The organism is Bacteroides caccae (assembly GCF_002222615.2).
GTDB lineage: Bacteria > Bacteroidota > Bacteroidia > Bacteroidales > Bacteroidaceae > Bacteroides > Bacteroides caccae.
On the sequence record NZ_CP022412.2, the window covers coordinates 2730691 to 2754810 of the forward strand.

The following is a 24120-nucleotide window of genomic DNA, read 5'->3' on the forward strand; positions in this document are numbered from 1 at the left end:
CAATAAAAGTGGCACTTTTTATGTCACTTTTATTATCTTTGCAACAAACATCGTATGAAGGTATACGAAACTTATGATAGACATCAAAGACATATCCGGCAACATTCGTTTTTCGACTCCTATCAATGAGGGTTCGAAAAGACACTTCCTTTTGATGCAGGAAGATTATGTAACTCTAAAGTTTTCCCTTGCCAGTCCTATCTATTTCAAGTTAGGGGACTACATAGACAATGAGTTGGGAATATTTGAAGTAGTAGACCTGTATAAACCTACCTATAATACTACTACCGGAGGCTATGACTACGAACTCCGCCTTGACGCTTATTACTGGAAATGGAAGAATAAGAAATTCTTCTATACTCCACAGAGTGGCGGTAAAGAGGCTAGTTGGAATTTGACTGATACCTTAAATGTCCACATGGATGTATTTCTAAAGAATCTGGAGGTCTTAGGATATAAGTATAAAGATAAAGCATTTACTTATGAGATTGATGCTTCTGTTGATGAATCATCCAAACTGATTTCATATAATAACATGAATATGTTAGACGCCCTATCTCAGATGGCGGAGACTTTTGAATGCGAATGGTGGGTAGAGAAAGGGGTGATCCATTTTGGTCGTTGTGAACATGGTGATCCTGTTAACTTTGAGATTGGAGTTAATGTCGGTTCTATGAATCGAAGCGATAGCCAGACTTCCTACGCTACTAGAGTATATGCTTTTGGTTCTACACGAAACATTCCTTCTACTTACCGGAAGAATTTGATATTTGATGTTAAAAATGTTACAGGAAGAGATATTTCCGATACTTCAAGGCCTCTAAATATAAAATTTTTCCCTTCATCTTCCCATACAGGGATATCTCCTATCAACATGAATGTTTTCAAAGAGGGAGAAATGGAAGGGGAGCAGAGTGCCTATAAAGTTACGACAGATGTTTTTGCTTCTTCTATGCCGGCAAGCAAATATCGTATATCATTCAATTCAATGACGCTATACTTTAGCACTCGATTCACATCAAATATTGAAAACTTTAAGGCAAAATTATCATTAGTTTACCATGTCAGGGGCGTAGAGAAAGTACTGGATATTCAAGAGAAAGCTTTGAATGATTCAGTCTCAAGTCTTACTATTGGATTTAGCGACACCGATTTCTCTCTTTCTGAAAAGGCCGATAATTGCAAGCTCTTGTTTACATTCAGCTTTACTCTGAATCATCCAGGAAAAACGGTGATATACACTATCGGACGGGCAGGAGAAAAGAATGTCAAAATAGAGTGCCTATCTGCATCGGCAGACGTATCTGTAACCTTTCTCTCCGGTACCAATTCGGAAAAAACTTTTTCGGCTACTTATAACCCTGATCTGTTAACGGGTGATGACTCCAATGTTATACGTTTGCCGGAAGGGGTCACAGCTTCCATTGGTAATCGGTATACTATCAACAATATAATAAAAAGTCAGGTCCCTATAAGTTATTTTTCTGACGATAAGGATCTGTTGACCGTTGAAGGGATTGTAACCAAACGCTTGATGATGCCGGAAGGGGTTCCATACATTGACGCATACCCCGACATGTATACAGAGGAAGCAATTGAACAGATTGTTGTTTTTGACGATATTTATCCAAGTCGTGTAGGTGGAGTAGGGGATGTATATACGCATTCATATACTGATATAACAGAGAAACCAGATGGTAGTAAGGATGAAGAAAAATGGACCGCGTGGCGATTTAAAGATGCGGACCTAGGGTTTCATTTCTCAAAAAGTTATCAATTACCCGGAGAGGAATTGCGTGTTATATTTCAATCCGGTCCTTTAGCCGGTATGGATTTTGAAGTCATATTTAACCCCTATGACCCCTCATCTGACATATATCAGTCTGAACTTCTTGAAGACGGGACGTGGAATCCCAAAGCGCAGGTATATGAAGTAAAGCGCAACGATGATTATGGGCGTATGCTTCCGGATGAAATATTGCATCCTACCAGTGGCGATGCATATATCCTTTACGGATATGATCCTCAGTTTATATCCGATAAGCTTATTCCTGACGCAGAGAAAGAAGTTGAAAAAAGAGCAAGGGAGTATATCAATGAATTAAAGCAGGACCCTTCTACTTACGACACTACGATGATGCCGGACTATGTCTATGGTATTGACCCTGATACTGGCATGTATGACCCCGCATTTTCTAAGCGGTTTTCCATCGGACAAAAAGTGAATCTGATCAATAAGGCATATTTTGAGGACGGAAGAATATCACGGATAATTGGTTATGAATACCCCTTGGATATTCCGTATGATTCCTTGATATATACTGTCGGTGAGACTGCTCCTTACTCTAAGTTGGGGGATCTGGAAAATAAAATTGATTCTATTACTTATCGTAAAGAAAAGATTAAGCAACAAGTAATCAGTAGTGGAGGGACATCTACCGATACAGGTGAAATAACTGCCAAGTTCACAAAAAATGTAGAAGTTACCGTCGATAAGGCCGGATATTTTAAGGCCGGTGATGTCATTCTAGAAGGAACTACGGTAGTAGATGCATTTATTCGAATGTTATCTCAAAAATCAGTAGGAGAATTGAAAAGCAAAATATCAACTCCCAATGATGTTGAGTTCGGTACAGACAAAGGTTACATCACGTATACTGCATCAAGGAACGGTCAGGGACCTATGGAGTCTGCGTATTACGACGGCAACCCTAATAATAAACTGAACTTCTCAGAAGAAGTTGGAGGTATCCAAACTGCTGTCAGACAGTTGGAGGGTATATATACTCGTAGTGAAACCTATGAAGCAATGATTGTATATGCTGCTAGTGAGGATGGGTCATTGCCAAGACAAGAACTTAGAGATACAATCAGTGTAAATGTTCGCCGTAAATGGTTTGCCGGCATATGTTCTTCTGTTCCCGTCACTTCTGCTGAAGTACGTGCATTAGGAACAAGTGGACTTTATAAGGGTCCAGGCACATATAAGTTCTCTGTAGATAAATGGAAAACGATTGCTGTGTGTATTCCAGCAGATGTGATCAAGGAATTGACATTGACAGCTTACCCGGGTAACTTCATAGAAGATACGGGTATTACTACCGGTCCGGTGGATATTTCCGTAGAAGGAGCCAATGGAAGTGCCGCTATTAGTTATAAGATGTGGGTTATTCAGACACCCGGATTGAATGACCCTGATACTTTCACTTTTAAAACTGCATAAGATTATGGTGAAGATAAACGGAAGTAGTTTTGCATTACAATATAAAAGAACAACGGGAAGACCTATTGATTCCACTGAAACCTTCAAGACATTGGAGGATGCGACATCGTATGCCCGCAATACGGACGCGGAAGAGTATTTCCCGTATGCCGGTCAGATTATTTCTGTCGAAAAAGGCGAAGGCGTGTATAAACTGGTGAAGGATGATACTATATCTGAAGAAGATGGTAGAAAGCATTATCGATTATCTCCGATTATTACGGAAGAAGAATCCGGGAACAAATATCTTAGCAAGATAGAGGATGATGAAGCTAGAGGGTTGATAACTTTCCTTGCCGGTATTAATGTTAAGATCAAGGCTGTTATTCAGAAATTGATAGCTGAAGACGCAACTTTCTCAAAGGAAATATCATCAAAAGACTACGTGCAGAACCTCCTAGGCTGGCTGATTACTCCCGAAGGCCATATTGACGCAAAGTCTTTGCGGCTGCGTGATTTCTTGGAAGTACCGGAGTTGCGGTATAACCGTGTGTCTATTGTATCCGGTGAAGAATGGAATGCTCCCGGCGGTGGTATCATTGAATCAGTAGATGTAGCGAACAAGACCGTTCATTTAAAGCTGGAACCCGGGGAGGTATCACAAGTAGAGATTGATGATATCTGTAAGGGAGTATTCAATAACGATACCGGTTTCCAGACTGCGTATTTTCGGATTACAGAAAAGATAGACAACGCTTCCTTTAAATACGTCCTCCGTAGTGGATATACTTTTAATCCTTGTAAGGCGATGCATTTTGTTGCATACGGTAATTTCACTAACGCTGAGCGCCAAAAGTCATGTTACTCTACACAGAATTACATTCGCTTCCTTAAGGGTGTTAATAACTGGGAAATAACGAAGGAAATGATAGCCATGCAGTTGGGTGACTTATCTAACCTGAAGCTGTTTGGCATTGATATGTCCGGTCATAGCGCATATCTCAATAGAGTATATATGACCGGAACTATCAGGCAGATATCCAGTGACGGTGTGACTGAGGCTCCCGTTCCGGTATTCAAGGGTAAATGGAAGTCTGGTACGTATTGGTACTACGATGAAGTGACTCATAACGGCAGTACATGGATATGTATTGAGTCTACTACTACGCAGGAACCGTCAGATTCTTCTACGGACTGGTTGAAAGCTATATCTAAAGGGGATACAGGCTCACAAGGAGCGCCCGGAAAGGATGGAATACCCGGGAAAGATGGTGCTGACGGAAAAACTTCATATTTTCATATCAAGTATTCTCCCGTCCAGAATCCTACGGCTTCTCAAATGACTGATACCCCCAATAAATATATTGGTACTTATGTTGACTTTGTTCAAGCAAGTAGCAGCGATCCTTCTAAGTATACATGGACTAAATTTGAAGGAGGTGATGGCATACCTGGTACAAATGGAGAAAATGGGAAGACCAGCTACCTTCACATCAAATACTCTGATGACGGGAAAACCTTCACCGCTAATAATGGTGAGACTCCCGGTGTATACATGGGTGTATATGTAGATTTTGTACAGGCAGATAGCAATGTGTTTGCCGATTATACTTGGTCTAAAATCAAGGGCGAAGCAGGAAAAGACGGTAAAGGTGTACAGAGCGTTGATGTTCTTTATTATCTTTCCAGTTCTTCAACCTCCCTTTCCGGTGGTTCATGGTCTACGAACTCACCAACTTGGGTAGATGGGAAATACATTTGGAGTAAAACCAAAGTGGTCTATACAGACGGTTCGTCTATTGAAACCAATCCGGCTTGTATCACCGGAGGTAAAGGCAGTACTGGAGATAATGGTAGGGGAGTCTCAAGCATTGTCGAAGAGTATTATCTATCTACTTCTTCTAATTCCTTGGTTGGTGGCTCTTGGAGTACAACACCTCCGACATGGGAAAATGGGAAATATATCTGGACTAGGTCAGTAATAACATATACAGATAGTGCATCAACGACAACCGATCCGATATGTGTTACGGGTGGTAAGGGGGCTACGGGAATTGGCGTTAAGAGTGTTTCCGAGCAATACTATTTGTCTACATCATATAGTACCACTACGGGTGGCTCATGGTCTACTACTGTTCCGGCATGGAAGGACGGTAAATATATTTGGACACGTTCCATTATAACTTATACAGACAATTCTTATACGGAAACTACCCCCGTATGTGTGACAGGCGGAAAGGGACCTAGCGGTAATGACGGCAAAGGAGTGAAAGCAGTTGATGTCTTATACTACCTTTCTACTTCTTCCAGTTCTTTGGTTGGTGGCTCTTGGTCTAGCACTTCTCCCACGTGGCAAAACGGCAAATACTTATGGTCTAAGACCAAGGTCACTTATACAGATAATTCTACATGGGAAAGCGATCCGGCTTGCATCACTGGAAGCCAAGGACAAACAGGATTACCCGGTGCTATGATTCGTCCACGAGGTAAATGGGATAAAAATACTGAGTATTATCATAATGATGCATTTGTAGATGTTGTAATATACGACGGCTTAAATTGGTTATGTAAGACAACTCATACGTCTACCTCTTCTTTCGATTCAACGAAATGGGAAGATTTCCACGATTTTGAAAACGTAGCTACCAACGTCCTTTTGGCTCAGAACGCAACTATTGATGTCCTCGGTACTTCGGGGATATTTGTGGGTAATCTGGAGAAGACAGAGGGTTGGATGATAACTGAAGGAGGTATCAAGCATAACCAGACAGGTTTTGAATTAACTCCTGATGGTGGAATAAATACTGCCAACGGTCAATTGATATTGACTGCTAATAGTACTCTAATCCGCACTAATACAGGTAAAGATATAGCTCTATTTAAAGAGGTTGACGGTGTTCCGATGATTGATGCAAAGAATATCAATACGGAGAATCTAGTGGTTACTACGGGAGCGAAGATTGGGGGATTTACAGTTGAAGGAGATAACTTAATTACTTTAAGTTCTGGATATATTGGTGTTGGTGTTGATAGTGGGACCCGATTTCTTAGGATAAATGAATATGGAGATTCAGCTCCAGTAAATGAGCTTCTTAATATTCGAAACGATACTGGAGCAGCCGTGGTTCTTAGTGGAGGTGGAGGTATGCCTACGTTGAGTATTTTAGCAAACAACAATGCTAGGGCTGCGATTGAAAGCGCGGGTGCACATTTTTTTAAATGCCGTAAAGGAGAACGTTGGAACGCCCCTGGAGTATTGGCGGCTGGTACTTCTAATGGATCTAGTTTCGGATATTGGTCACAAGGAGCCCCACTAAGTGCACGCAAAGAAGGAACTGGTAGGTGGATTATAACGCATAATCTAGGCACCAATGACTACTATGTGATGATTACGGCTCGAGAAGATACTTGGGATACATGGGCCGGTGCCACCATTAGGTGGAGCAATGCTAACGAATTTGCATTTCGAGTTCGGTATGGAAGGACCGAAGCGGACTTCGCATGGGATATGGTGATAATAGGTAATAATTCAAACCTTTGGTAAAACTAGATAATTATGAAAATAGATTTTAGAAAAATTGAAGTAAAGGATATCGAGGGAAAGGAGAATTCACTTGATATTTCAAAAATGTTAGGTAATGCGATTTACCAAAAGACTTCTGATTTAGGAGAATTGGAGCTTGCGCAAAACATTTATAAGAACGGTGAAGTGGAATTGTCTCCTGAACAGGCAGAACAAATCAAAGGGTATGTGAAAACAAATTTTGTAGCATTTGTTCAGGTTGCTGTCAACGAAGCTCTTTCAGTATGCGAGTAAAAGGATCAATAATAAAGGTGATGCTCTCCATTGAGTTCCCCTCGGGGTTAACAATGGACGATGTAGACTTCTCTTGTAAGTTCTATGTATATTCAAATCGGTCCCAATTTATAGAGAAGAAGGACATGAAACGTGTTGATGAGAAGAATTACGAGGCTTATATTGATACCGGAATTATAGGGAGTGGAGATATAAATATTGAAACTACCGCATACATTCCTGATTCGGATTGTGAGGGGGGGATTCGTAAGGAAATAGACCGAATAAGTACAGGCATTAAAACGGTTTGACAATATGAGTTGCATACAAGTAAACATAATAGTTAACCCGAAGATTGAGGTCAAGGCAGGTGATACAGGAGGTATAAATGTCTCTGCTTGTTTTGCTCCTTCAATCCGAGTTACGGCAGGTGTTGTTTGCGATGTAGGAAAGGATGCTTATTTGAGTGTGTCTCCGGATTATATATGGTTAATGCCTTCTAATAATTTTGAGGATAACGTTGATGTGCTATCAAATGTGGTATGGACTACGTCAACAGAAGAATAAAAATATATTGTTTAATTATTTAATGAATTGAATTATGGCAAAACCTAGTTGGTTAAAACTAAATCCGTCTACCGGTTCGGGTAACGGAACAATTGCGAATAGCGCAGACGCTCATACTGGGCGTACAGCTCGCACGGGAACAGTAACAGTTACCGGTGTTGGTGTATCTACCCCTTCTACCTATAAGGTAACTCAATCTCCGAAGTCTGAGTTTGCTTCTTTTGACAATGGCTCTGAAATGTCTGCCCCCAAAACAGCGGGTACTGTTACTGTAGAGGGTAAAACAAACTCTTCGAAGCTAACATTTGCATGGGCGGGAAGTGTGGTTGATGTTACTTTACCTGCAAAGTATAGTGCAAATGGAACTCAGACTAACAATGCGGCTGCTATTACTGGTGATCCAGGAGTTACTGCGGAATTTCCCTTTTCTATTGAATTGGAATTCCCTAAAAACGATACTATTGAAGAAGTCGTTAGAACCTTAAAGGTAACAGCTAATGGTGGACAAGCAGCTCAGATTGCTATCAAACAAGCTGCCGGTGATGCTACATTGTCTGTTTCTCCGACAGAAATTACTATTCCTCAGAATGGTTCTGCGGTATCCGTGAATGTTACGTCTAACACTTCTTGGACTGCTGCATAATGGATATACTTGTACCTTGGAAGAAAGGAGAAGGAAACATTGTCATTACGCCCGGCTCTAATGGGGCCGCAAGCGTAATGAGTGACATTGCCAATGAAGGATTGGACAGGCAACAAATTGTCGTGTTCTCAACTACTAAGGGTAATAATCCAGCTTCTGTTTCTACTACGGTGTCTCAAGAAGGTAAAAGACAGGCATTTGCTGTGACCGAAGGACGGTTTCTACTGTCTGACGGTAGTACGTTTAACGTTATAAAGAGTAAGTTTTATGAATGATTATAACAGTCAATATTCGGGAGCTAAGATTGAAGAGCTATTAGGACAAATTCCAAACTTGGCTAAAGCAGACCTTTCCAATGCCATGACGGTAAACCTCAATCAAAACGGCTATGCCAAGTTCAATAATGGGATGTTGATTCAATGGGGGAAAGGAGGAGGATATACAACTTATCATACTTACTATCTTCCAATGTCCTTTTTGGATATTAATTATTCATTTTCAATTTGTGCTGAATACAAAAATTTATCAGAATCAGTTATTCTATCGCCTTATGTAAACAACAAAACAAGAACTACATTTGTGAGCGGAATAACAGCAACTAATATTTCAAATGGAGTATTACCCAGCAATTGGAATTTCTTTTGGATAGCTATTGGTCGTTGGAAATAATTTAAAAACAAATGTCATGAAGTATTGGAAACAAGGATTCTATGATGAACCAATAGAAGGTTCAATAGAAATAACGGAGGAATATTGGCAAGAATTAATTGACGGTCAATCTACCGGAAAAGAAATCAAGGAGAATGAGAGCGGATACCCGGTATTGGTTGAATATCAATTTTCTCTAGATGAATTGAAAGATATGAAGATAGCAGAGATCAAAACCTACGATCAGTCAGATGCCGTAAACTCTTTTATGTTAGACGGAAAGCAAATCTGGCTAGATAAGGATACCCGCGTAGGATTAGTTAACTCAATTAATGTTGAGAATCAAGCGGGAAGGCTTAATACAGTTCTGTGGTTTGATGCTGTAAAATATACAATACCCATATCTAGTGCTTTCTTAATGTTGAACTCATTGGAGTTGTACGCTCTTGACTGCTACAATACTACACAGGCTCATATTGCAACCGTAAAAAATTTGCTTAGCAAAGAAGAGGTTAATTCCTATAATTATAAAACCGGTTATCCGGAGAAACTCAATTTTGTATTATAAACTATAAACAGATAAACCTATGATTCTACTAGTATTAATGTCATTCATCCTCATCGCCGGGTATGTCCTTGCGATGATAAAGAAGGGTAAAGAAATCCCTTATTCAATCAGTGATACCTACTACGCCCTGACGCATAAGTTTTGGTTTACTCTTTGCATGGTCGGTTCCGGCGCATTGCTTCTTCCGGCTGCATTGGAAGCCAGTTCCGAGAACAGCCAGTTTCTTGTATTCCTTTCTGTTGTCGGAATGGGAGTGCTAGGTGTGTCTCCCAACTTTAAAGGAAGTCAGAAGGTATCACATTGTATCGGTGCTGCTATGTCTTTAATATTCTCCCAAATATGGGTAGGTTGTAATGCCTGGTATTGGCTCTTCTTATGGGTGGGATTCATTGCATATCTGGCTATTGCGATAAGTGAGAACTGGACGGGTAACTTCATTGCGACTCTTGTCAAAAGGAAGCCTATGTTCTGGATTGAGACAGTTTCGTTGTTAACCGTTTATCTGACTTGCTTGATATGAAGAAGAATACAAAAGAAGATATACAGGTATGGACCGCAGTAGGAATGTTGTTTGCAGGAGTCGGACTATCCGTTGCGGGTTTTGTTGTAGAGCCGTTAGGACAGATCCATGATAGCGTATTATGGTTTTTTGCTCAATGTCTGATATATGCTGGTAGTATATTTGGTATTGGCATCTATGTTAACGGTAAGTTTAACAGTTTAGTTGATAGACTGAATAATAAAGAAACAAAGAATGATGAGCTGGATAAGGGAAAGTAACCGTATGAAGCACTTGCTCTACGCTATTCCGGCAGGTGTACTTCTGACGATCTTGTTTGTCGCGGGGCTGGCTGCCGGCATGGAATTTAAAGACCGCGCATACGGGAATAAATGGGATTGGCTTGATATTGCTACTACATTAATAGGAGGAGTTATTGGTCAGGTGATCCAGGTTGTAGTATTAATATTGATTTTATAGGAGGAAAGATATATGGGAAAGTATTTCACGATAGCCGAAATGGTAAAGAGTGAAACGGCAGATAGGTGCGGCATTGACAATCGTCTGCCAAAATCATTAATATGTAATGTGAATGGTTTGATAGACAATGTTCTTGATCCTCTTCGTGAAGCCTATGGTAAGCCTGTTACTGTAACGAGTGGGTATCGTTGTGAGGTCTTGAATAAGGCCGTAGGAGGAAGTAAGACCAGTGAACATATGAAAGGAATGGCTGCTGATATAGTTGGTACCCCGAACACAAAGGAGGAAAACAAAAGGCTGTTCAATCTCATACAGGAGCTTGAAATTCCTTTTACACAGCTAATAGACGAGAAGAATTTCTCATGGGTTCACGTTAGCTATGATAGCTGCAATGTGAAAAAACAGGTTTTAAAATTATAATCAATAGGAGGAACGATCATGGCAACAATAAATTTGGAGTTCAAAAAGAACAGTAGCGTATGGTATGCAGAATTTCAGGTAAATTCTGATTTCAATATCCATTTGGAGCGTGCCGACTACGGTCGAGTGAGTATCCTTCAACGGACGACAAGTGAGGGGAATTTTGAGTCCGTTGTTTTGCCTGGAAGTCTTGCGTACAATGCAGGGACAACCATAGACTGTGATTTTTCAGCATTAGTTTATCCAAAGACAATTCGCGTCGAAAGTGACAGTGAGGTAACAAGTGGAATATTAACCGAATCCGGCAATGAAGCTTAACAAGTTGTCATTAAATACAATAGGGTTGAACCGTATCGGCTTGAATCGAATCGGTTCAACTTCCGTTGGTTCTTCTGTCACCGACCGTCCCTACATCTCTCCCGATGTATTGTCTTCCTTGGCAGGTGTATGGATAGCTGACGGCAAGAGCAACACTGATCCCGACCGCAATATCATCAAGAACAAGCTTCCTGGCAGGGGAGGGGATTTTGAGATACTTAATGCTGCGTATAAGTTAAATAGTGGCTTCGGTAAGTATGCTGAAGATTTTAGTACCATGAAAGATTATGGTACTAAGGGAATTGTTCGTACCTCTAGTAAGATATATCTTGATAAATCTTTTGATTATGATAAAGGATTTTGGTTAGGCTATACTAATTCTCCTTCCCCTACGTATAAAGTTAGAGTTTCTGGAATACCTAAGGACGGGGTTCTTAATTATACTGGCGGAAGTTGGATAAATCTTATAAATGGAATAAATGAGTTACCTGCAAGAACTAATACAGAAGAAATTCACGGATTTGTTGCTCAAACTCCCAATGTTGACTGGTCTAAATTAGTTATTGAGCAAATTCCAGAATATGAGGGTTCCTTTGTTACTGACGGAGTCAACGACATGATTGTCAGTCAGAATCCTGTATCCGAGATGCTGGACGGAAGCAAGGAGTTAACGGTGGTGTCCATGATTCACCAGGTATCACCAGTCCCTGATAGCTATGGATTTACTAATTATATAAGAGAAGGTTCTATATGGAGTAGAACCAATGTTAAGACTTCCGGTAAAACAGGTATCTATGGATATAAGATATCTAAAGGTAATACAGAGGTGGGAGCAAGTAATCTAATCAACAATATACTTGGTGATAAGGCTGATTACGAAGCAATGGGTTATAATATAACTAATTATAGTGATATTCATTATAGTGTCGCTGGTTATATCAAGGACGGTAGCCCTACGGAAGTTTCCTCTGTTGCTTGGTACTGGACTTTCATCGCCAAACGAGCATTAACCACTGACGAGATTAATCAAGTAATAGCCTACTACAACTTGGACAAGTATGTTAAACCTGATATTTACTACAATGTGAAGAAGCAAGGTCTTACTAACGATACTCCCGATGAAGATTGGTATCTTAAAGACTTTAGTGGTAATGGACGTGATATGACGTTATATAATTATGCTAGAACTCCAGAAAGTGGTATTAACGAAGAAGGAGGCTTGCAATCAGACGGAGTAGATGACTATGGTCAGTTTGTAGGTGACTTGGGATTGAAGGATTACACTGTGGTTATTGATAGAGCATATCCAATAGTAAGTACTCCTCAGTTTACAGCTACAAGTGATGCTGCTGGTGAAAATGCTAATACTCCCTTCTTAATAGAACATAGAAGCGTTAACGCAAATGAATCTACCTATTCCTATCTAGCTAATACTACTATATCTATCAATAAGGAAAGAGAGATTTGTTATCAGTCAACATATCAGTATAAAGATACAGTTATTAATAAAGGTTCTTCTACTAGTTTAGGCACAGGATTAACAATCGCTAGGTATGGTATCAATAACGGTTATTCCGCTTTAGCGCTGTATTCCTTTATGCTTTTTCATTACTCTATGAGTAAATTCTTAATCGAGCGCCAGCTAAAGAAGCATAAACTAGGCACTTTATATCCGGGCATGGTGGAGTTTAGACCGGTTATCAAGAGCAATGTCCCTTACTCCTCAATCTCTTACTCAGTTAATCCAGGAGAATACATTGCCGAGGGTAGCGCAGTCACTATCACCATAACCTTGTCAAATGCTTCTGATAAACTGGTCGGTGTGTCATCTAACGCCATTAGCGACATATCCATATCTGGAGACAACGGTGTCTATGAAGTAACCGGAAAGGTCACCAAGTCTCCACAGAAGATCAACATAGTTATCTCCAGCTACTTGACAATGTTAGACAACGAGACTTTAATAACCAATGAAACATTAATTAAAAACGAATAAGTTATGGAAAAGATATTTGATATAGCAAAAGACTCCGAACAAAAGTGGGGAGTCATTGCGCAAGGGATAGATGGGAACTTTGAGGAAGTATTTTCCAAAATTGGATACACACGAAGCAATACTGACGCAATACCTGCCAATGGCGAATATGTTAATCGGGATTTCACTCTTGCAGATGGAGAAGATGTCGGATTATATGTAGATGCTGATGCTATTTTCCAGCCGGGTTGTATGCTGACATTCTATATTTATAAGAATGACGGTATGCGGATAAGCAGAACTATCAAGAATAAGACTACTTACGATAGTCTGCGTACTCTATTCTCCTATACAAGTGGAGATATTACTGGCTATGCATATTATATTACAGGTCATAATGCCGGAAATGTTATCACCTCATTCAAGTATTATGGGGTTGAAGACGATGTAGAAACACTTTCAACGTCTATTCCCGAGATAAACGAAAGTATTAAATGCGTTTCTGACAATCTTGCGTACACGCAAAAAATAGCAGGAGGGAGAACTACGATAAATATAGCACTAACTGCGGGTTTATCTGTAGAACCAGATGTAAAGTTCCCGTGCATAATTAAAAAGGATTCTCAGGTGACATTTAATGTTGTGGATGCAGATGGAATAATAAATTCGAATCCTAGTGTGTACTTATGGTATACAGATGAGACAAGGAGCCCCGCATTAAATGTAAATACATTGATAGATATTACTTCCGATGTTGAAGCTATAGCGATTTACTTAACAGGATCATCGGTGCTTATGTCTGGAACAATCAAGTTATATGCAGATTTCTCAAACTTAATTATTAAAGAGGCAAAAGATTATGCTGATGGTAAGGATAAATTGTTTGAACTGGTTGGAATTGGTGCTTCATCTGCCATTTATAGCGATTGGAAAATCGGTGATTTATATTATTCAACCTCCAGAAATAAGATATATAGATGTTGCTCCATAGCCCCATTTGATACAGAAGAAACTAATATCTTGGATAGAGGTGTATTGTATAAATATAATGGAATTATTTACATTTATGATGGTATATCTTTAACTAAATACCACGATAAGGATATTGAAGATGGCGTAATACTTGATTATAACGAGTATCTTGTCGGAGAGGATGTAAATAACGATAATACAGGAGGAGATAAAGCAACTTATATCTATAAGGATATCGCCCGATTCGGGGTTGCGGCTGATGAACAGGTTGAAATTTCTTGTGATAACATAAAAGATGCTATTTCTGCTAGATCAATACAAATTTATGGTTTTACGAAAAACGGTGAAAAAACTGAGATTAAGTCAATGGGTGCGGGTAAAATAGTTTTTTTGCCTTCTTTGTTATATGAAGCTTTGTCTGTAAGGTTGTACCCGACAACAAGCGGTATGAGTGCATCATATGCTACTTATACAGGTCTTAAGATACGAAAAACTAGAAGCGAACCTGTACCTGCATATTATTTGAAGGATAATTACCTTAAGGATAAGCTATCAACGATAAGAGGTAAGATGGCGGATGCGCAAGGCAATTACGATGCATTTGTATTCATCACGGACATCCATTGGCTCCGCAATACTAAAAACTCCCCCGCGCTCATTAATTACATTTCAAGCAGAGTTCCGTTACCAAGAGTTATAATGGGAGGAGATTATGCAGACGGATTGAACATAGACTGTAACTTGGCGTTTAATTCTTTAAGCAATAAGATATATCGCGCCATCGGCAATCACGAATATATGAATTATTTTGAAGAAGATGAGGTGCAGGTAAAAACCAATATCACGGACGCAGAAATATGGTCATCATTACAAAGTGGCATGACAGACTGTGTTATAGGCGATGCAAATACAAATTACTATTATGTAGATAACACTGTCCAGAAAATGAGGTATGTGTTCCTTTCGGTGTTTACTGATGATTCGGCAGGTAAATTTGAGGAAACGCAGGCTACTTGGTTAAACAATACCCTAGCGAATATGCCAGACGGTTATCTTGCAGTTGTTGTTGCTCATTATTATATGTCTGATGATTATCCGACATCTTGGACTCCTACATTAACATCTATTGGTCAGCAGATAGCTAATATATGTGATTCGCATAGTGGAAATGTTGCGTGTATGTTGCAGGGGCATACGCATATGGACTTAATGAAAAAGACAGATGGTGGTATACCAATATTTTCTACAACTTGCGACAAGGCTAATGCGGATAGTGATGAGATTGGTGAAAGGGCTTCTTATATTTATGGTAAGCGAACTAATGGAACAATAAATGAACAGGCATTCGATGTGGTCATTATCAATAAAAACGCAAAAAAAGTCAGCCTTGTCAGGATTGGTGCGCCTGCTGACAATGGGGGAGGAGCTGAACTTGAAGTAAGAGAGCAAACTTATGCATAACTCACTGAATTTTATATCCCAATAGATATTATATAGTTGGTTAAATAGTAAAGTTTATGAAATACACAGTATTCCCAACAATTGACTTGCAAGAGGTCCCTCAGGATGAGATAGACAAGCGTAACCTTGTTCCTCGCAAGAGCGTAAATGAGAGTGAAACCTTGATGAAATGCCAGCACTATGCTGCGTTATTCCCTCATAAGATGATTAAGACTATTGCTGATGACGGAACGGAAGAGCTGTCTTTTCCGTATCCTACCTATGAGGGCGAGGATTTAAATGTATTGTTGTCTAGTCCGGAATGGACCTCGAACGAAAGTATTCTATGAAGTCCCTCCCTTGGATATTAGTCTGCCTGCTTGTAGGTGTTCTCGTGTGGATGCGTTGTAATCCGCACGAGCCTTCAACTGTGTACATTAAAGGAGATACCGTACATATCCGGGACACAGTAAGAGACACAATCCCTAAGCCGGTAAAAGAAACTCTGAAACGTACCGATACGGTATATCTACCTATTCTGATAGATACAACGACTGACAGAACCGTAGAAGGAGATTCTATTCCGGTACTGATACCGATCACAAGCAAGGAGTATAAGACCGATGATTACCGGGCGGTAGTCAGTGGATATAAGCCGACCCTTGACTTCATGGAAGTGTATAGAGACAATAAGATCATCACTCTTACTCCTGTACAGAAAAGAAAACGCTTGGGATTGGGCTTGCAGGCAGGATATGGTTATCCGGGTGGTTTGTACTTCGGTGCCGGAGTGAGTTATAATTTGTTTATGTGGTAAATTACCGGAACTACTATCTTCACAGACCGTTTCCGGTATGAAAAGTTTAAGTTTTACTTAAATAACAATTTCCAATGGAAAAATGTTTTAAAAGAAAGGAGGCTAAAATGATACATTAATTAATACTAAGCACTAAGTTTATCCGGTAAGTAGAAGGCCGGTTATCATAACAAATGTAGCTCTTTTGGGGGCAGAGTAAAAAGAACCCCCGACACATTAAAGTTGACGCCAATCAATACTTTAATACACCAAAGCATACATCGGTTGTGTCAGGGGGTATAATATCCTTAACATTCCGAAGTATGCTTTTGTTCTTTTGGTATATGTACTGATTGGCAAAGGCAAAAATACAACAAAAAAATTAATTACCATGTGTAAGTCAGAGATTTTTGCCGAAATATTGAACCTTGTAGGAAAAGAAACTGAAGTTTCCACAGAATTAATCCTTTCATCAAGTAAAGTGACTGAGGTTGTCGATGCCCGCTCCATTGTAGTATTCTTCCTTACTGAATTCGGTCTGTACCCTGAACAGATCGCCATTTTTCTTCACAAAACATCAGCCAGTGTACGTTACCTGATATCTACTTTTGAGAGTCGAAAAACAACAAACAAAATGATTGCAATATATATGCAAAATATTCGCAAATCGCTTGAAAATGAGCTCTGATTTACGCAGTTTCTATTATATACTTTTGTGATGCGGTTGATATTGACCGTGTTATAATTGTATATTATTATGAGTGAAACAAAGACTTACGTTTTCCCGGAATCAGGCGGGAACGGTGGCGGTAGTGGAATGCTGGCAATGCTTGCTCCACTATTGCAGCAGAAAGGTATTGACCCCAATTTGTTAGTTGCTATGCAAGGTAAAAACAACAATGGATTTGGCGGTGATGGTTCATGGTTCATGTGGATAATCTTCCTCTTTTTCCTGTTCCCACTTTTCGGACGCAACGGTTGGGGAAACAACGGAGATGGCGGTAACGGTGGCGGATTTGCTGGAGCCGGTATCCCTAACTTAATTAACAATGATGCAGGAAGGGAGCTACTTATGAGCGCAATTCAAGGAAACGGACAAGCAATTAACAATCTGGCTACTAATTTGAATTGTTCAATCGGTCAGGTTCAGAATGCCATCAATGGTGTAATGTCTCAAGTTCAACAAGTTGGTAATCAGGTGGGACAAAGTTCAATGCAGATTATCAATGCTATCCAACAGGGTAACTGTCAGATCGCTCAACAGATAGCTTCATGCTGCTGCGAAAACCGATTGGCAATCTGTCAACAGACCAACACATTGCAGAATGCCATTAACGGTGTTGCTACAGGGCAAGAAAGAGGCTTCGCTACTGTTGCATATGAAACTCAGAGACAGACTTGTGATTTGCAAAACTCTATCAAGGACAGCACACAGCAAATTCTTGCTGGACAACGTGCGGCTGAAATGCGTGAAATGCAGAACAAAATTGACCACTTGCGTGAAGAAAACAGCACATTCAAGAGTTCCGCAATGACTTCGCAGATTGTGGCACAGGCTACTGCTCCTCTTGGTGCTGCGTTGAGTGATTTGAGTAGCCGTCTGGCAAAGATCGAATGTGCGCAACCGCCTACATTCCCGATGCCTTATTGCCCGGCCAGTGGTAATTATGTTCCTGTAAACTATTCCGTTCCTGTAAACTTCGGTGTATCTACATTAGGAACTTGCGGTTGCTAAGAAAGGAGGTAATTATGTTATATCCTAACTTAATGTATCCTTACTGGCTTCCAAGCCCTTTCCTAATGAATCGTTCCGCAAGAGGAATTAGGAGAGTTGACGTTAATGGTATCTACGAACTTTCAACGAACGCTGTTCAGTTAACGGATGCAAGTGTAGATTATGGTATTAATCCTCACTGCTATAATGCACTTCCGTGCGAAAGCATAATCCTGTTGAAGGTTCATGCAGATGTTCCGGCAGGTGGAGAAGCTTTACCTATAAATGTTATAGCTCCTAACTTAGGACAGTCGACATTGGCAGTTGCCGGTACTACTACAGGTACTTCAAAGGTCCCTGTTGTAGACAGCAACAACAATCCGGTTACTGGAACAGATGTTACAGGCACTACGGAACGTCTTGCTTATCTTAATAAGCGCACAGGCGTTATACGTTTTCTGGAATTTACGGCTTCAACACCGGCTGCTGCCAGCAATGGCGAACCGGCAGCGACAAGCGTAAATGCTGTAAAGGCAAAGTAAAATATGGAGTGGGAGTAATCCCGCTCCTTAAAGAGTTAATAAATTATGTTTCAGAGTCTAAGACAATCCAATATATTTTATATCCTTCAAAAAGGGGAAAACCCTGAATTGAAAGTAGGGCAGGTTGTTTCCGTAAGTAATCCACAACCTAAATACGGACAGTATGTACCAGGGCAGACTTATGGCCAAAATATGGAAACAGTTGTTGACGTTTCGGTTAAGGTTGGTGAGGAAACTATTGATTTTAAACAACTTCCGGCAAATCTTTCGATAGCCAATTTTGGTGCGAATGGAGTTGTTGTATCGGAAAGCCGGGAAGCAATGAATGCTGAGGTGGAATCCATGTTGAGAATAAGCCGAGGAGTAATAGAAAGTGTACCTTATCACGAGAAGGTAATTTCCTCCTGTGATTCCATGCTTAGGGAGCTTAATCCTCAACTGGCTAAAGAAAAAGAACAGGAAGAGAAAATCGGCGTTCTTGAACAAAAGGTATCCGGTGTTGAAAATACCCTTACCGATATAAAAGATATGCTTGCCAAGGCTTTGGGAAGTGGTAGTAACAATCCTAAAAGTAAATAATTATGCAGATAATTGAAATCACAGAAAGCAAAGTCGAGAAAATGTCCGACTATGCTGAAAAGATGCTCAAATACGGTGGTAAACTGATGCAGTGCATCGAGGAACTTTCCGGAGGTGAAAGCATGGGAAGACGTGAACGTTATTATGACGATGACGATGAACGCTATGACGAAATGGGCGAACGTGGTGGCTATGGCGGTGGTTCCGACCGTGGAGGTTATGGCGACCGTGGTGGCTATGGCGAGAGACGTGGCGTGCGCGGTACAGGACGCTATTCCCGTTATCGTTAATGTTTAATTAGGGAGTGGAGCTTTCTACTCCCTATAACTTTGTAAAATCATGAGAAGAGAACCTTTGGATATAAGAGACAGAAGGCCGGAAGAAATGGAGGTATATCTGTCCAACTTCGGTTGGCACTTCAATAAGAAAATGTGTGAATTTGCCGTATCTTTGATGAAGAAGCTTAATCCTTCTTCTGGGAAAAAGGAACGTATTGAGCCGATATCAAAAGAGAAAGTTGATGAATTGCTTACTCGTTACGGTATAAAACTTGAAAATAACGTATTGTATGACTATGTATATGTTGCCAACATGGGGAAGGCTGACTTCCTGAAATCATCCATTCCTGATGAAGCGCATTTGGCTCTGTACATAAAAGATACGATTGATGATTCTGATGCTCCTGACGGAACAACAATGCGGCGGTGGTATGCGACAATGATTGCGGCCGGAGAACCGGTAGAGTGGGACGAAATGCTCTGATAAATGATAAGACAACGGTTTACATTACCCAAGTATGGCTGGAGCTGCATGGCATATTATGCAGTAGATACATATTATACAGAAGAGATACTGGATAATATGCACTCTATCGGCTGCGATGGTGATATGCTCCGTACTGCATACGATAACATAAACTCCGGCAACCTGAATACCGGAGTTACTTACTCCAACTTCGGGACACGGGAAACAGTAATGGTTATTGCCCTCACTTCGTCCTCAAAAGAATTTGCAAAGTCTTGGAGGCATGAATGTGGTCACATGGCTACCCATATCTGCCAGGCATTCGGGATAGATCCGTACGGTGAAGAAATTCAGTATATCGGAGATGATATTATTGAAAAGACATGGGAATACGCGAAGTCTTTACTATGTGAGTGTAATTGCTGTAAAAGTAAAGTTGAACATTTGATACATAAATTCCATGAAAAAGAAACAGGTTCAGAAGGCATTAAGTAGCAATACTCCTATTAATAGTATGTATTCTCTTATTCCGGATAACAGGATGCGGGCTTTCAAGAAGTTTGCCGCCCGTTTTGGTTTTACTGAAGAACGAATAAATTCAGTACTTGAAAATGAGAAACGAAAAGCTTGACATATTGCTTGAACAAGCAGACGACCGATACCACTCGGATTTCTGTCGGCTTCTGTTAGTAATGCTATGGAACGCCTAGAAAAGTGGTTGTGTTGGCTGATTCCTCTTGCAATTATTGCAAGGGTTATATCTTTGTGCTTGTCCCTGGCTATGTAGTCGGGGATTTTTATATATATTATAAAGAATATAAGTATAAATAGAGTAAGAAAAAGAACTTTTTTTATCTTTTTTCTGTTATAAATTGGAATATTGGTATTATATTTGCAACCAAAATTCGGTTTTATATGAAATTTAAGTTTAAAATAACGGATGATACCACTATTGAGGATGCGGAAAAAGAACTAGAAAATCTTTATAGTGCACCTGTGGTGGATCTGCCTTTTAATCATGTGGTTAAGATTGCGGAATTTCTTGGAGCAAAATTACAAGATAGCCCACGTGGTTCTATGGAAAGATTTTATCACCCTTTAGCTCCAACACCTGGCAAATATTTTGGAGTACACGTTGTTCATAAAGGTGGCAATGAAGTCCTAATAAAGAGGACTAATTTTAAACAGTATCTTTATCCGGTGTTAATTGAAATAATAAGGATAAAGAAAAAGCAATAACTCACTAACCCAATACAATTATGTCACGAAAAGATTTACAGTACTACAAATCATTGGAGTACAATGTTATTATTAAAAAAGAAGAACTTGATGGCGAAAAGTGGTATGTTGCATACTGCAATGAGCTTGGTTTAAATGCATGTCATGGGATAGGAGAAGATAAAGTATCTGCTTTAAATAGTTTTATTGAAGAAAAAGATGCTTTTATAGAAATGTTGTATGAAAAAGGAGAGCCTATCCCTGAAGTTGTAAATGAGGAGCAAAATTCAAGTGGTACATTTTCAGTTAGAACATCCTCATGGGTTCATTCTTCGTTGATACAACAAGCTAAAATGAATGGTGTTTCCCTCAATTCTTATGTTAATCAATTATTAGCATACGGAATTGGGCAACATGATGTTTCATTGAAATGTGAAAGAAAAATAGATGAGATTGATGAAAAGATTACTGCCCAAAATGATATGATTTTAAGGAACCTTAATTCAATTAATTACAAAACAAATACCTTGTTTTGTAATGCTACTCAATCTCGTTTTTATGAACATACCGAATTTAAATCAGTTATATAAATATGAAAAATAAAATTACCCCAGAAGAATATTCTTCAATATTAACTTCCATAAAATTAGATAATATATTTCTATCGGATGGGAATGTTAAGGTGTTTGAGTGTGTATCAGAAGGAGGTTCTATCAATTTAAATTTTAAAGATAAATACTCGTTTTCTGAATCTGAAAGTAATGCTTGTTTTATAGCTTCCTTTAAGTTTGATGGTATAATTGGCGAGCAAGAAAATGCGGAGAAACTATTTACTATATCTGGAGAGTTTAAAGTCAGATATAGTAAATTAAAAGAGGTCACAATAACAAAAGATTTCTTTGATGTTTTTAAAGAGATAAGTTTATCAGTATTTATCTGGCCTTATTTTAGAGAGTATATTCAAAATATGATTGTCCGCACAGGACTCCCTTCTTTTACTCTCCCCGCCAAAATATATGGCGTACATGATCCTCAATAAAAGGAATCTCTTGTACTTTGAGGATTATATGTTTGGTGAATAGCTCCTTCCATTTATAACTGCCTCTTTAAAATGGAATCCTCCCGGTGTATTAGATATGCCGGGATTTTTTATACCTTTGCCGAAAACTAACATTATGGCAGAAGAAAAGAAATACGACCACGACTCGGTGAATGAGTTACTGACATGGGCTAAGGATGTTCTTGACAACAAGAAATATCCTTCCGGAGAGTTCCAATTGGATAAATGTGCGAAGATTCTCGACTGCGGGAAGTATCTGGATTCAATGATTTCGGTTATCTCTAGGAACTGGGAGAATCCTACTTTTCATCCTAGTATAGATCAGTTGAGATTGTTTAAGGAGAAGATAGAGAAAGGAGTATAATATGACTTACTTATGTGTTGACAAAGACGGCACCGAACGTATTATTGAATGTGAGGTATATTGTGAAAGGAAAGGAAATAAAATCCCATACAGGTTTGAAGAATGTTGTTGGGGATATAATCCGCATAATGATGTATGTATCGAACTCCCTAGAGGTACAATAAAGAAAATTCTCGGTCGAGAAATAACATGGGAAAATGAACCTGTTGAATTGAAATAGGGAAGGCAGCCGAGTAAGCTGCCTTTTCTATGTTTTCATCAACATGATATCTGCCTTCATTTCAATATATTCTTTATATTTGTCTGGTTCTTCTATATAATCAATAACTCTCTTTATTGCTATTTCAGCTTGTTTAAATCGGGTTTTTGTATAGTATCTTACAATTCCTCTACCTTTGTCTGAATGTGCAAGACAATAGTCTATAACGTTATCAGGTATCCCCAAATCGAAAGCGTATTGAGCAAACGACTTTCTAGCAGAATAAAAGACCACCTTTTCTTTTATTCCTAATTCTTTAGCAAGTATGGCAAGAGATCTACATATATATCTTGAGAAATTGTGATATGAAAAACTATACCCAAAGTCTAGTTTTTTTGTTTTATTATTTATCCAACGATCTATTATTTTTTTAGCAGGGGCAGTTATAGGAAGTAGGCAATGTTGTTCGGTTTCAGTTTTAAATCTAGTCTTTATTCTAACATAATCTACCTTATCATCTCCAAAACGAGTATTCATTATGTCTATTAGATTCATTCCCCCAAGATAAAAAGAAAGCATAAAAACATCTCTCGCAACAATATATTTCTTTTCTTTTGGATTACTATGTTTTATTATATTGAGACTTTCCAAAGATATGTCTACTTCTCGAACCGGAGATTTAGGTATTTTCTTGTTTACAAATGGATGTATATCATATCTTACGGAACCTAAATTGATATTCCTATTTATTACGGCTTTTATTTGAGACATCATCATCCCAATTGTTGTATTTCCTATGCCCTTTTTGGTTTTCAAGTATCTTGAAAATCCTTCAATCATATTTGGAGTTATATCAGACATGGGGATTTCTCCTTTAGTAAACTCTGTAAAGTATCTGCAACTCCTTTCAATCAATACAGCATAACTTTCTCTACCTTCGGAGTTTAGCTCATCTATAAATATGGAGCATGCTTTTTGATATGTGATGTTCTGTTTGTCTTTTGTTTCTAAGTCAGAAACTAGCATATCTTTGATTTGTTTGCAAGAATAAAGAGATTGATGCTTTATTTCATCAAGTTTATTCTGCATATCGTTCATCATGTTTCTTAGTTTAGAATTAATAATTGAAGCATCAGGCCGTTTTGTTACCTGTCCATCCTTGAATTGCGATAAGTTATCAATAATGAAACGTGTTACAATATAACATGTCTCTTTCTTATGACATACAGCTATTCTTATTTTATGCCTTCCGTCTTTTAAAACTTTTGCTTTGAAAATTGTAAGTTTAAGAGTTGCCATAATAGATTAAATTTAAAGGATAAGTTTTGGATAAGTTTTTTTGTCCACCACTGGACAATATTTCCTTTTTTTTAATC

At 39.1% G+C, this 24120-nt stretch carries 32 protein-coding genes; 31 read left to right on the top strand and 1 reads right to left on the bottom strand.

All coding sequences use genetic code 11. The features are described 5' to 3' along the window. Window positions 1-73: 73 nt before the first annotated feature. The 31 genes from CGC64_RS10965 (at window position 74) to CGC64_RS11110 (ending at window position 22765) form a co-directional block, all read left to right on the top strand. Window positions 74-3223: a phage tail protein gene (locus tag CGC64_RS10965; RefSeq protein WP_005676501.1), complete on the top strand. Its 3150-nt coding sequence runs from the start codon at window positions 74-76 to the stop codon at window positions 3221-3223. Window positions 3224-3227: 4 nt separating this feature from the next. After that, on the top strand, window positions 3228-6746 hold the full coding sequence (locus tag CGC64_RS10970) for a hypothetical protein (RefSeq protein ID WP_146109162.1): 3519 nt from the start codon (window positions 3228-3230) through the stop codon (window positions 6744-6746). Window positions 6747-6758: 12 nt separating this feature from the next. Next, on the top strand, window positions 6759-7019 hold the full coding sequence (locus CGC64_RS10975) for a hypothetical protein (protein WP_005676497.1): 261 nt from the start codon (window positions 6759-6761) through the stop codon (window positions 7017-7019). Beyond that, window positions 7010-7309 carry a hypothetical protein gene (locus tag CGC64_RS10980; protein WP_005676496.1) on the top strand — a complete coding sequence of 100 codons (300 nt, stop codon included), beginning with the start codon at window positions 7010-7012 and terminating at the stop codon, window positions 7307-7309. Before CGC64_RS10975 ends, CGC64_RS10980 begins: the two co-directional genes overlap by 10 nt. Before the next feature lie 4 nt (window positions 7310-7313). Further along, window positions 7314-7565, top strand: a complete 252-nt coding sequence (locus tag CGC64_RS10985; protein WP_005676494.1) for a hypothetical protein — start codon at window positions 7314-7316, stop codon at window positions 7563-7565. Window positions 7566-7599: 34 nt separating this feature from the next. Further along, window positions 7600-8208 (top strand): BACON domain-containing protein, encoded by a 609-nt coding sequence (locus CGC64_RS10990; protein ID WP_005676493.1) that lies wholly within the window; start codon window positions 7600-7602, stop codon window positions 8206-8208. Beyond that, on the top strand, window positions 8208-8483 hold the full coding sequence (locus CGC64_RS10995; protein ID WP_005676492.1) for a hypothetical protein: 276 nt from the start codon (window positions 8208-8210) through the stop codon (window positions 8481-8483). The genes CGC64_RS10990 and CGC64_RS10995 overlap by 1 nt, the downstream gene beginning before the upstream one ends. Further along, window positions 8476-8877, top strand: coding sequence for a gp53-like domain-containing protein (locus CGC64_RS11000; protein ID WP_005676491.1), 402 nt, complete (start codon window positions 8476-8478; stop codon window positions 8875-8877). The genes CGC64_RS10995 and CGC64_RS11000 overlap by 8 nt, the downstream gene beginning before the upstream one ends. 16 nt (window positions 8878-8893) lie before the next feature. Beyond that, on the top strand, window positions 8894-9424 hold the full coding sequence (locus tag CGC64_RS11005) for a DUF4376 domain-containing protein (RefSeq protein WP_005676490.1): 531 nt from the start codon (window positions 8894-8896) through the stop codon (window positions 9422-9424). A gap of 19 nt (window positions 9425-9443) precedes the next feature. After that, entirely contained in the window at window positions 9444-9944 is a 501-nt protein-coding gene (locus CGC64_RS11010; protein ID WP_005676489.1) for a hypothetical protein, read from the top strand. Beyond that, a complete protein-coding gene (locus CGC64_RS11015; RefSeq protein WP_005676488.1) occupies window positions 9941-10204 on the top strand; it encodes a hypothetical protein in 264 nt (87 codons plus the stop codon). Before CGC64_RS11010 ends, CGC64_RS11015 begins: the two co-directional genes overlap by 4 nt. Beyond that, window positions 10179-10403: a hypothetical protein gene (locus CGC64_RS11020; RefSeq protein ID WP_146109161.1), complete on the top strand. Its 225-nt coding sequence runs from the start codon at window positions 10179-10181 to the stop codon at window positions 10401-10403. The genes CGC64_RS11015 and CGC64_RS11020 overlap by 26 nt, the downstream gene beginning before the upstream one ends. A gap of 12 nt (window positions 10404-10415) precedes the next feature. After that, a complete protein-coding gene (locus CGC64_RS11025; RefSeq protein WP_005676486.1) occupies window positions 10416-10823 on the top strand; it encodes a D-Ala-D-Ala carboxypeptidase family metallohydrolase in 408 nt (135 codons plus the stop codon). Between the two features lie 18 nt (window positions 10824-10841). Then, the gene (locus CGC64_RS11030; protein ID WP_005676485.1) at window positions 10842-11141 is read left to right on the top strand and encodes a hypothetical protein; all 300 of its coding nucleotides are present in this window, start codon (window positions 10842-10844) and stop codon (window positions 11139-11141) included. Continuing rightward, complete coding sequence (locus CGC64_RS11035) at window positions 11131-13137, top strand: hypothetical protein (RefSeq protein ID WP_005676483.1); 2007 nt, start codon at window positions 11131-11133, stop codon at window positions 13135-13137. The genes CGC64_RS11030 and CGC64_RS11035 overlap by 11 nt, the downstream gene beginning before the upstream one ends. A 3-nt stretch (window positions 13138-13140) precedes the next feature. Beyond that, window positions 13141-15549, top strand: coding sequence for a metallophosphoesterase family protein (locus CGC64_RS11040; RefSeq protein ID WP_005676481.1), 2409 nt, complete (start codon window positions 13141-13143; stop codon window positions 15547-15549). A gap of 56 nt (window positions 15550-15605) precedes the next feature. Then, complete coding sequence (locus CGC64_RS11045; protein ID WP_005676480.1) at window positions 15606-15878, top strand: hypothetical protein; 273 nt, start codon at window positions 15606-15608, stop codon at window positions 15876-15878. Beyond that, a complete protein-coding gene (locus CGC64_RS11050; protein WP_005676479.1) occupies window positions 15875-16345 on the top strand; it encodes a DUF6808 domain-containing protein in 471 nt (156 codons plus the stop codon). The genes CGC64_RS11045 and CGC64_RS11050 overlap by 4 nt, the downstream gene beginning before the upstream one ends. Before the next feature lie 370 nt (window positions 16346-16715). Next, window positions 16716-17012, top strand: coding sequence for a hypothetical protein (locus CGC64_RS11055; RefSeq protein ID WP_005676478.1), 297 nt, complete (start codon window positions 16716-16718; stop codon window positions 17010-17012). Between the two features lie 69 nt (window positions 17013-17081). Beyond that, a complete protein-coding gene (locus CGC64_RS11060) occupies window positions 17082-18059 on the top strand; it encodes a hypothetical protein (RefSeq protein ID WP_005676477.1) in 978 nt (325 codons plus the stop codon). A gap of 65 nt (window positions 18060-18124) precedes the next feature. Beyond that, on the top strand, window positions 18125-18580 hold the full coding sequence (locus tag CGC64_RS11065) for a hypothetical protein (protein WP_005676476.1): 456 nt from the start codon (window positions 18125-18127) through the stop codon (window positions 18578-18580). Between the two features lie 45 nt (window positions 18581-18625). Further along, a complete protein-coding gene (locus CGC64_RS11070; protein WP_005676475.1) occupies window positions 18626-19159 on the top strand; it encodes a hypothetical protein in 534 nt (177 codons plus the stop codon). 2 nt (window positions 19160-19161) lie between these two features. After that, entirely contained in the window at window positions 19162-19449 is a 288-nt protein-coding gene (locus CGC64_RS11075; protein WP_005676474.1) for a hypothetical protein, read from the top strand. 49 nt (window positions 19450-19498) lie between these two features. Then, on the top strand, window positions 19499-19921 hold the full coding sequence (locus CGC64_RS11080) for a DUF7841 family protein (RefSeq protein ID WP_005676473.1): 423 nt from the start codon (window positions 19499-19501) through the stop codon (window positions 19919-19921). Between the two features lie 3 nt (window positions 19922-19924). Next, window positions 19925-20398 carry a hypothetical protein gene (locus CGC64_RS11085; protein ID WP_050396668.1) on the top strand — a complete coding sequence of 158 codons (474 nt, stop codon included), beginning with the start codon at window positions 19925-19927 and terminating at the stop codon, window positions 20396-20398. Beyond that, window positions 20364-20534, top strand: coding sequence for a hypothetical protein (locus tag CGC64_RS18955; protein WP_167562262.1), 171 nt, complete (start codon window positions 20364-20366; stop codon window positions 20532-20534). Before CGC64_RS11085 ends, CGC64_RS18955 begins: the two co-directional genes overlap by 35 nt. A 284-nt stretch (window positions 20535-20818) precedes the next feature. Then, a complete protein-coding gene (locus tag CGC64_RS11090; RefSeq protein ID WP_005676469.1) occupies window positions 20819-21142 on the top strand; it encodes a hypothetical protein in 324 nt (107 codons plus the stop codon). Window positions 21143-21162: 20 nt separating this feature from the next. Then, window positions 21163-21711 (top strand): toxin-antitoxin system HicB family antitoxin, encoded by a 549-nt coding sequence (locus CGC64_RS11095; RefSeq protein WP_005676468.1) that lies wholly within the window; start codon window positions 21163-21165, stop codon window positions 21709-21711. Between the two features lie 2 nt (window positions 21712-21713). Beyond that, the gene (locus CGC64_RS11100) at window positions 21714-22160 is read left to right on the top strand and encodes a hypothetical protein (protein ID WP_005676467.1); all 447 of its coding nucleotides are present in this window, start codon (window positions 21714-21716) and stop codon (window positions 22158-22160) included. A 136-nt stretch (window positions 22161-22296) separates the two neighbouring features. Next, window positions 22297-22545: a DUF6965 family protein gene (locus tag CGC64_RS11105; protein ID WP_032855060.1), complete on the top strand. Its 249-nt coding sequence runs from the start codon at window positions 22297-22299 to the stop codon at window positions 22543-22545. Between the two features lies 1 nt (window position 22546). Then, window positions 22547-22765: a hypothetical protein gene (locus CGC64_RS11110; RefSeq protein ID WP_005676465.1), complete on the top strand. Its 219-nt coding sequence runs from the start codon at window positions 22547-22549 to the stop codon at window positions 22763-22765. 27 nt (window positions 22766-22792) lie between these two features. On the opposite strand, the gene CGC64_RS11115 is transcribed toward CGC64_RS11110, so the two are convergent. Continuing rightward, a complete protein-coding gene (locus CGC64_RS11115) occupies window positions 22793-24043 on the bottom strand; it encodes a site-specific integrase (protein WP_005676464.1) in 1251 nt (416 codons plus the stop codon). Window positions 24044-24120: the final 77 nt, after the last annotated feature.

What these genes read in the sequence shown, in the direction of transcription:
- CGC64_RS11100 (WP_005676467.1), top strand. Translation starts at nt 21,714, where the DNA reads ATGAAAAATAAAATTACCCCAGAAGAATATTCTTCAATATTAACTTCC.
- CGC64_RS11030 (WP_005676485.1), top strand. Translation starts at nt 10,842, where the DNA reads ATGGCAACAATAAATTTGGAGTTCAAAAAGAACAGTAGCGTATGGTAT.
- CGC64_RS11105 (WP_032855060.1), top strand. Translation starts at nt 22,297, where the DNA reads ATGGCAGAAGAAAAGAAATACGACCACGACTCGGTGAATGAGTTACTG.
- CGC64_RS11075 (WP_005676474.1), top strand. Translation starts at nt 19,162, where the DNA reads ATGCAGATAATTGAAATCACAGAAAGCAAAGTCGAGAAAATGTCCGAC.
- CGC64_RS10965 (WP_005676501.1), top strand. Translation starts at nt 74, where the DNA reads ATGATAGACATCAAAGACATATCCGGCAACATTCGTTTTTCGACTCCT.
- CGC64_RS11115 (WP_005676464.1), bottom strand. Translation starts at nt 24,043, where the DNA reads ATGGCAACTCTTAAACTTACAATTTTCAAAGCAAAAGTTTTAAAAGAC.
- CGC64_RS11040 (WP_005676481.1), top strand. Translation starts at nt 13,141, where the DNA reads ATGGAAAAGATATTTGATATAGCAAAAGACTCCGAACAAAAGTGGGGA.
- CGC64_RS11045 (WP_005676480.1), top strand. Translation starts at nt 15,606, where the DNA reads ATGAAATACACAGTATTCCCAACAATTGACTTGCAAGAGGTCCCTCAG.
- CGC64_RS11010 (WP_005676489.1), top strand. Translation starts at nt 9,444, where the DNA reads ATGATTCTACTAGTATTAATGTCATTCATCCTCATCGCCGGGTATGTC.
- CGC64_RS10990 (WP_005676493.1), top strand. Translation starts at nt 7,600, where the DNA reads ATGGCAAAACCTAGTTGGTTAAAACTAAATCCGTCTACCGGTTCGGGT.
- CGC64_RS11015 (WP_005676488.1), top strand. Translation starts at nt 9,941, where the DNA reads ATGAAGAAGAATACAAAAGAAGATATACAGGTATGGACCGCAGTAGGA.
- CGC64_RS11020 (WP_146109161.1), top strand. Translation starts at nt 10,179, where the DNA reads ATGATGAGCTGGATAAGGGAAAGTAACCGTATGAAGCACTTGCTCTAC.
- CGC64_RS11000 (WP_005676491.1), top strand. Translation starts at nt 8,476, where the DNA reads ATGAATGATTATAACAGTCAATATTCGGGAGCTAAGATTGAAGAGCTA.
- CGC64_RS10995 (WP_005676492.1), top strand. Translation starts at nt 8,208, where the DNA reads ATGGATATACTTGTACCTTGGAAGAAAGGAGAAGGAAACATTGTCATT.
- CGC64_RS10985 (WP_005676494.1), top strand. Translation starts at nt 7,314, where the DNA reads ATGAGTTGCATACAAGTAAACATAATAGTTAACCCGAAGATTGAGGTC.
- CGC64_RS11060 (WP_005676477.1), top strand. Translation starts at nt 17,082, where the DNA reads ATGAGTGAAACAAAGACTTACGTTTTCCCGGAATCAGGCGGGAACGGT.
- CGC64_RS11035 (WP_005676483.1), top strand. Translation starts at nt 11,131, where the DNA reads ATGAAGCTTAACAAGTTGTCATTAAATACAATAGGGTTGAACCGTATC.
- CGC64_RS11005 (WP_005676490.1), top strand. Translation starts at nt 8,894, where the DNA reads ATGAAGTATTGGAAACAAGGATTCTATGATGAACCAATAGAAGGTTCA.
- CGC64_RS10975 (WP_005676497.1), top strand. Translation starts at nt 6,759, where the DNA reads ATGAAAATAGATTTTAGAAAAATTGAAGTAAAGGATATCGAGGGAAAG.
- CGC64_RS11085 (WP_050396668.1), top strand. Translation starts at nt 19,925, where the DNA reads ATGATAAGACAACGGTTTACATTACCCAAGTATGGCTGGAGCTGCATG.
- CGC64_RS11090 (WP_005676469.1), top strand. Translation starts at nt 20,819, where the DNA reads ATGAAATTTAAGTTTAAAATAACGGATGATACCACTATTGAGGATGCG.
- CGC64_RS11055 (WP_005676478.1), top strand. Translation starts at nt 16,716, where the DNA reads ATGTGTAAGTCAGAGATTTTTGCCGAAATATTGAACCTTGTAGGAAAA.
- CGC64_RS11070 (WP_005676475.1), top strand. Translation starts at nt 18,626, where the DNA reads ATGTTTCAGAGTCTAAGACAATCCAATATATTTTATATCCTTCAAAAA.
- CGC64_RS11025 (WP_005676486.1), top strand. Translation starts at nt 10,416, where the DNA reads ATGGGAAAGTATTTCACGATAGCCGAAATGGTAAAGAGTGAAACGGCA.
- CGC64_RS10970 (WP_146109162.1), top strand. Translation starts at nt 3,228, where the DNA reads ATGGTGAAGATAAACGGAAGTAGTTTTGCATTACAATATAAAAGAACA.
- CGC64_RS11050 (WP_005676479.1), top strand. Translation starts at nt 15,875, where the DNA reads ATGAAGTCCCTCCCTTGGATATTAGTCTGCCTGCTTGTAGGTGTTCTC.
- CGC64_RS18955 (WP_167562262.1), top strand. Translation starts at nt 20,364, where the DNA reads ATGAAAAAGAAACAGGTTCAGAAGGCATTAAGTAGCAATACTCCTATT.
- CGC64_RS11095 (WP_005676468.1), top strand. Translation starts at nt 21,163, where the DNA reads ATGTCACGAAAAGATTTACAGTACTACAAATCATTGGAGTACAATGTT.
- CGC64_RS11080 (WP_005676473.1), top strand. Translation starts at nt 19,499, where the DNA reads ATGAGAAGAGAACCTTTGGATATAAGAGACAGAAGGCCGGAAGAAATG.
- CGC64_RS11065 (WP_005676476.1), top strand. Translation starts at nt 18,125, where the DNA reads ATGAATCGTTCCGCAAGAGGAATTAGGAGAGTTGACGTTAATGGTATC.
- CGC64_RS10980 (WP_005676496.1), top strand. Translation starts at nt 7,010, where the DNA reads ATGCGAGTAAAAGGATCAATAATAAAGGTGATGCTCTCCATTGAGTTC.
- CGC64_RS11110 (WP_005676465.1), top strand. Translation starts at nt 22,547, where the DNA reads ATGACTTACTTATGTGTTGACAAAGACGGCACCGAACGTATTATTGAA.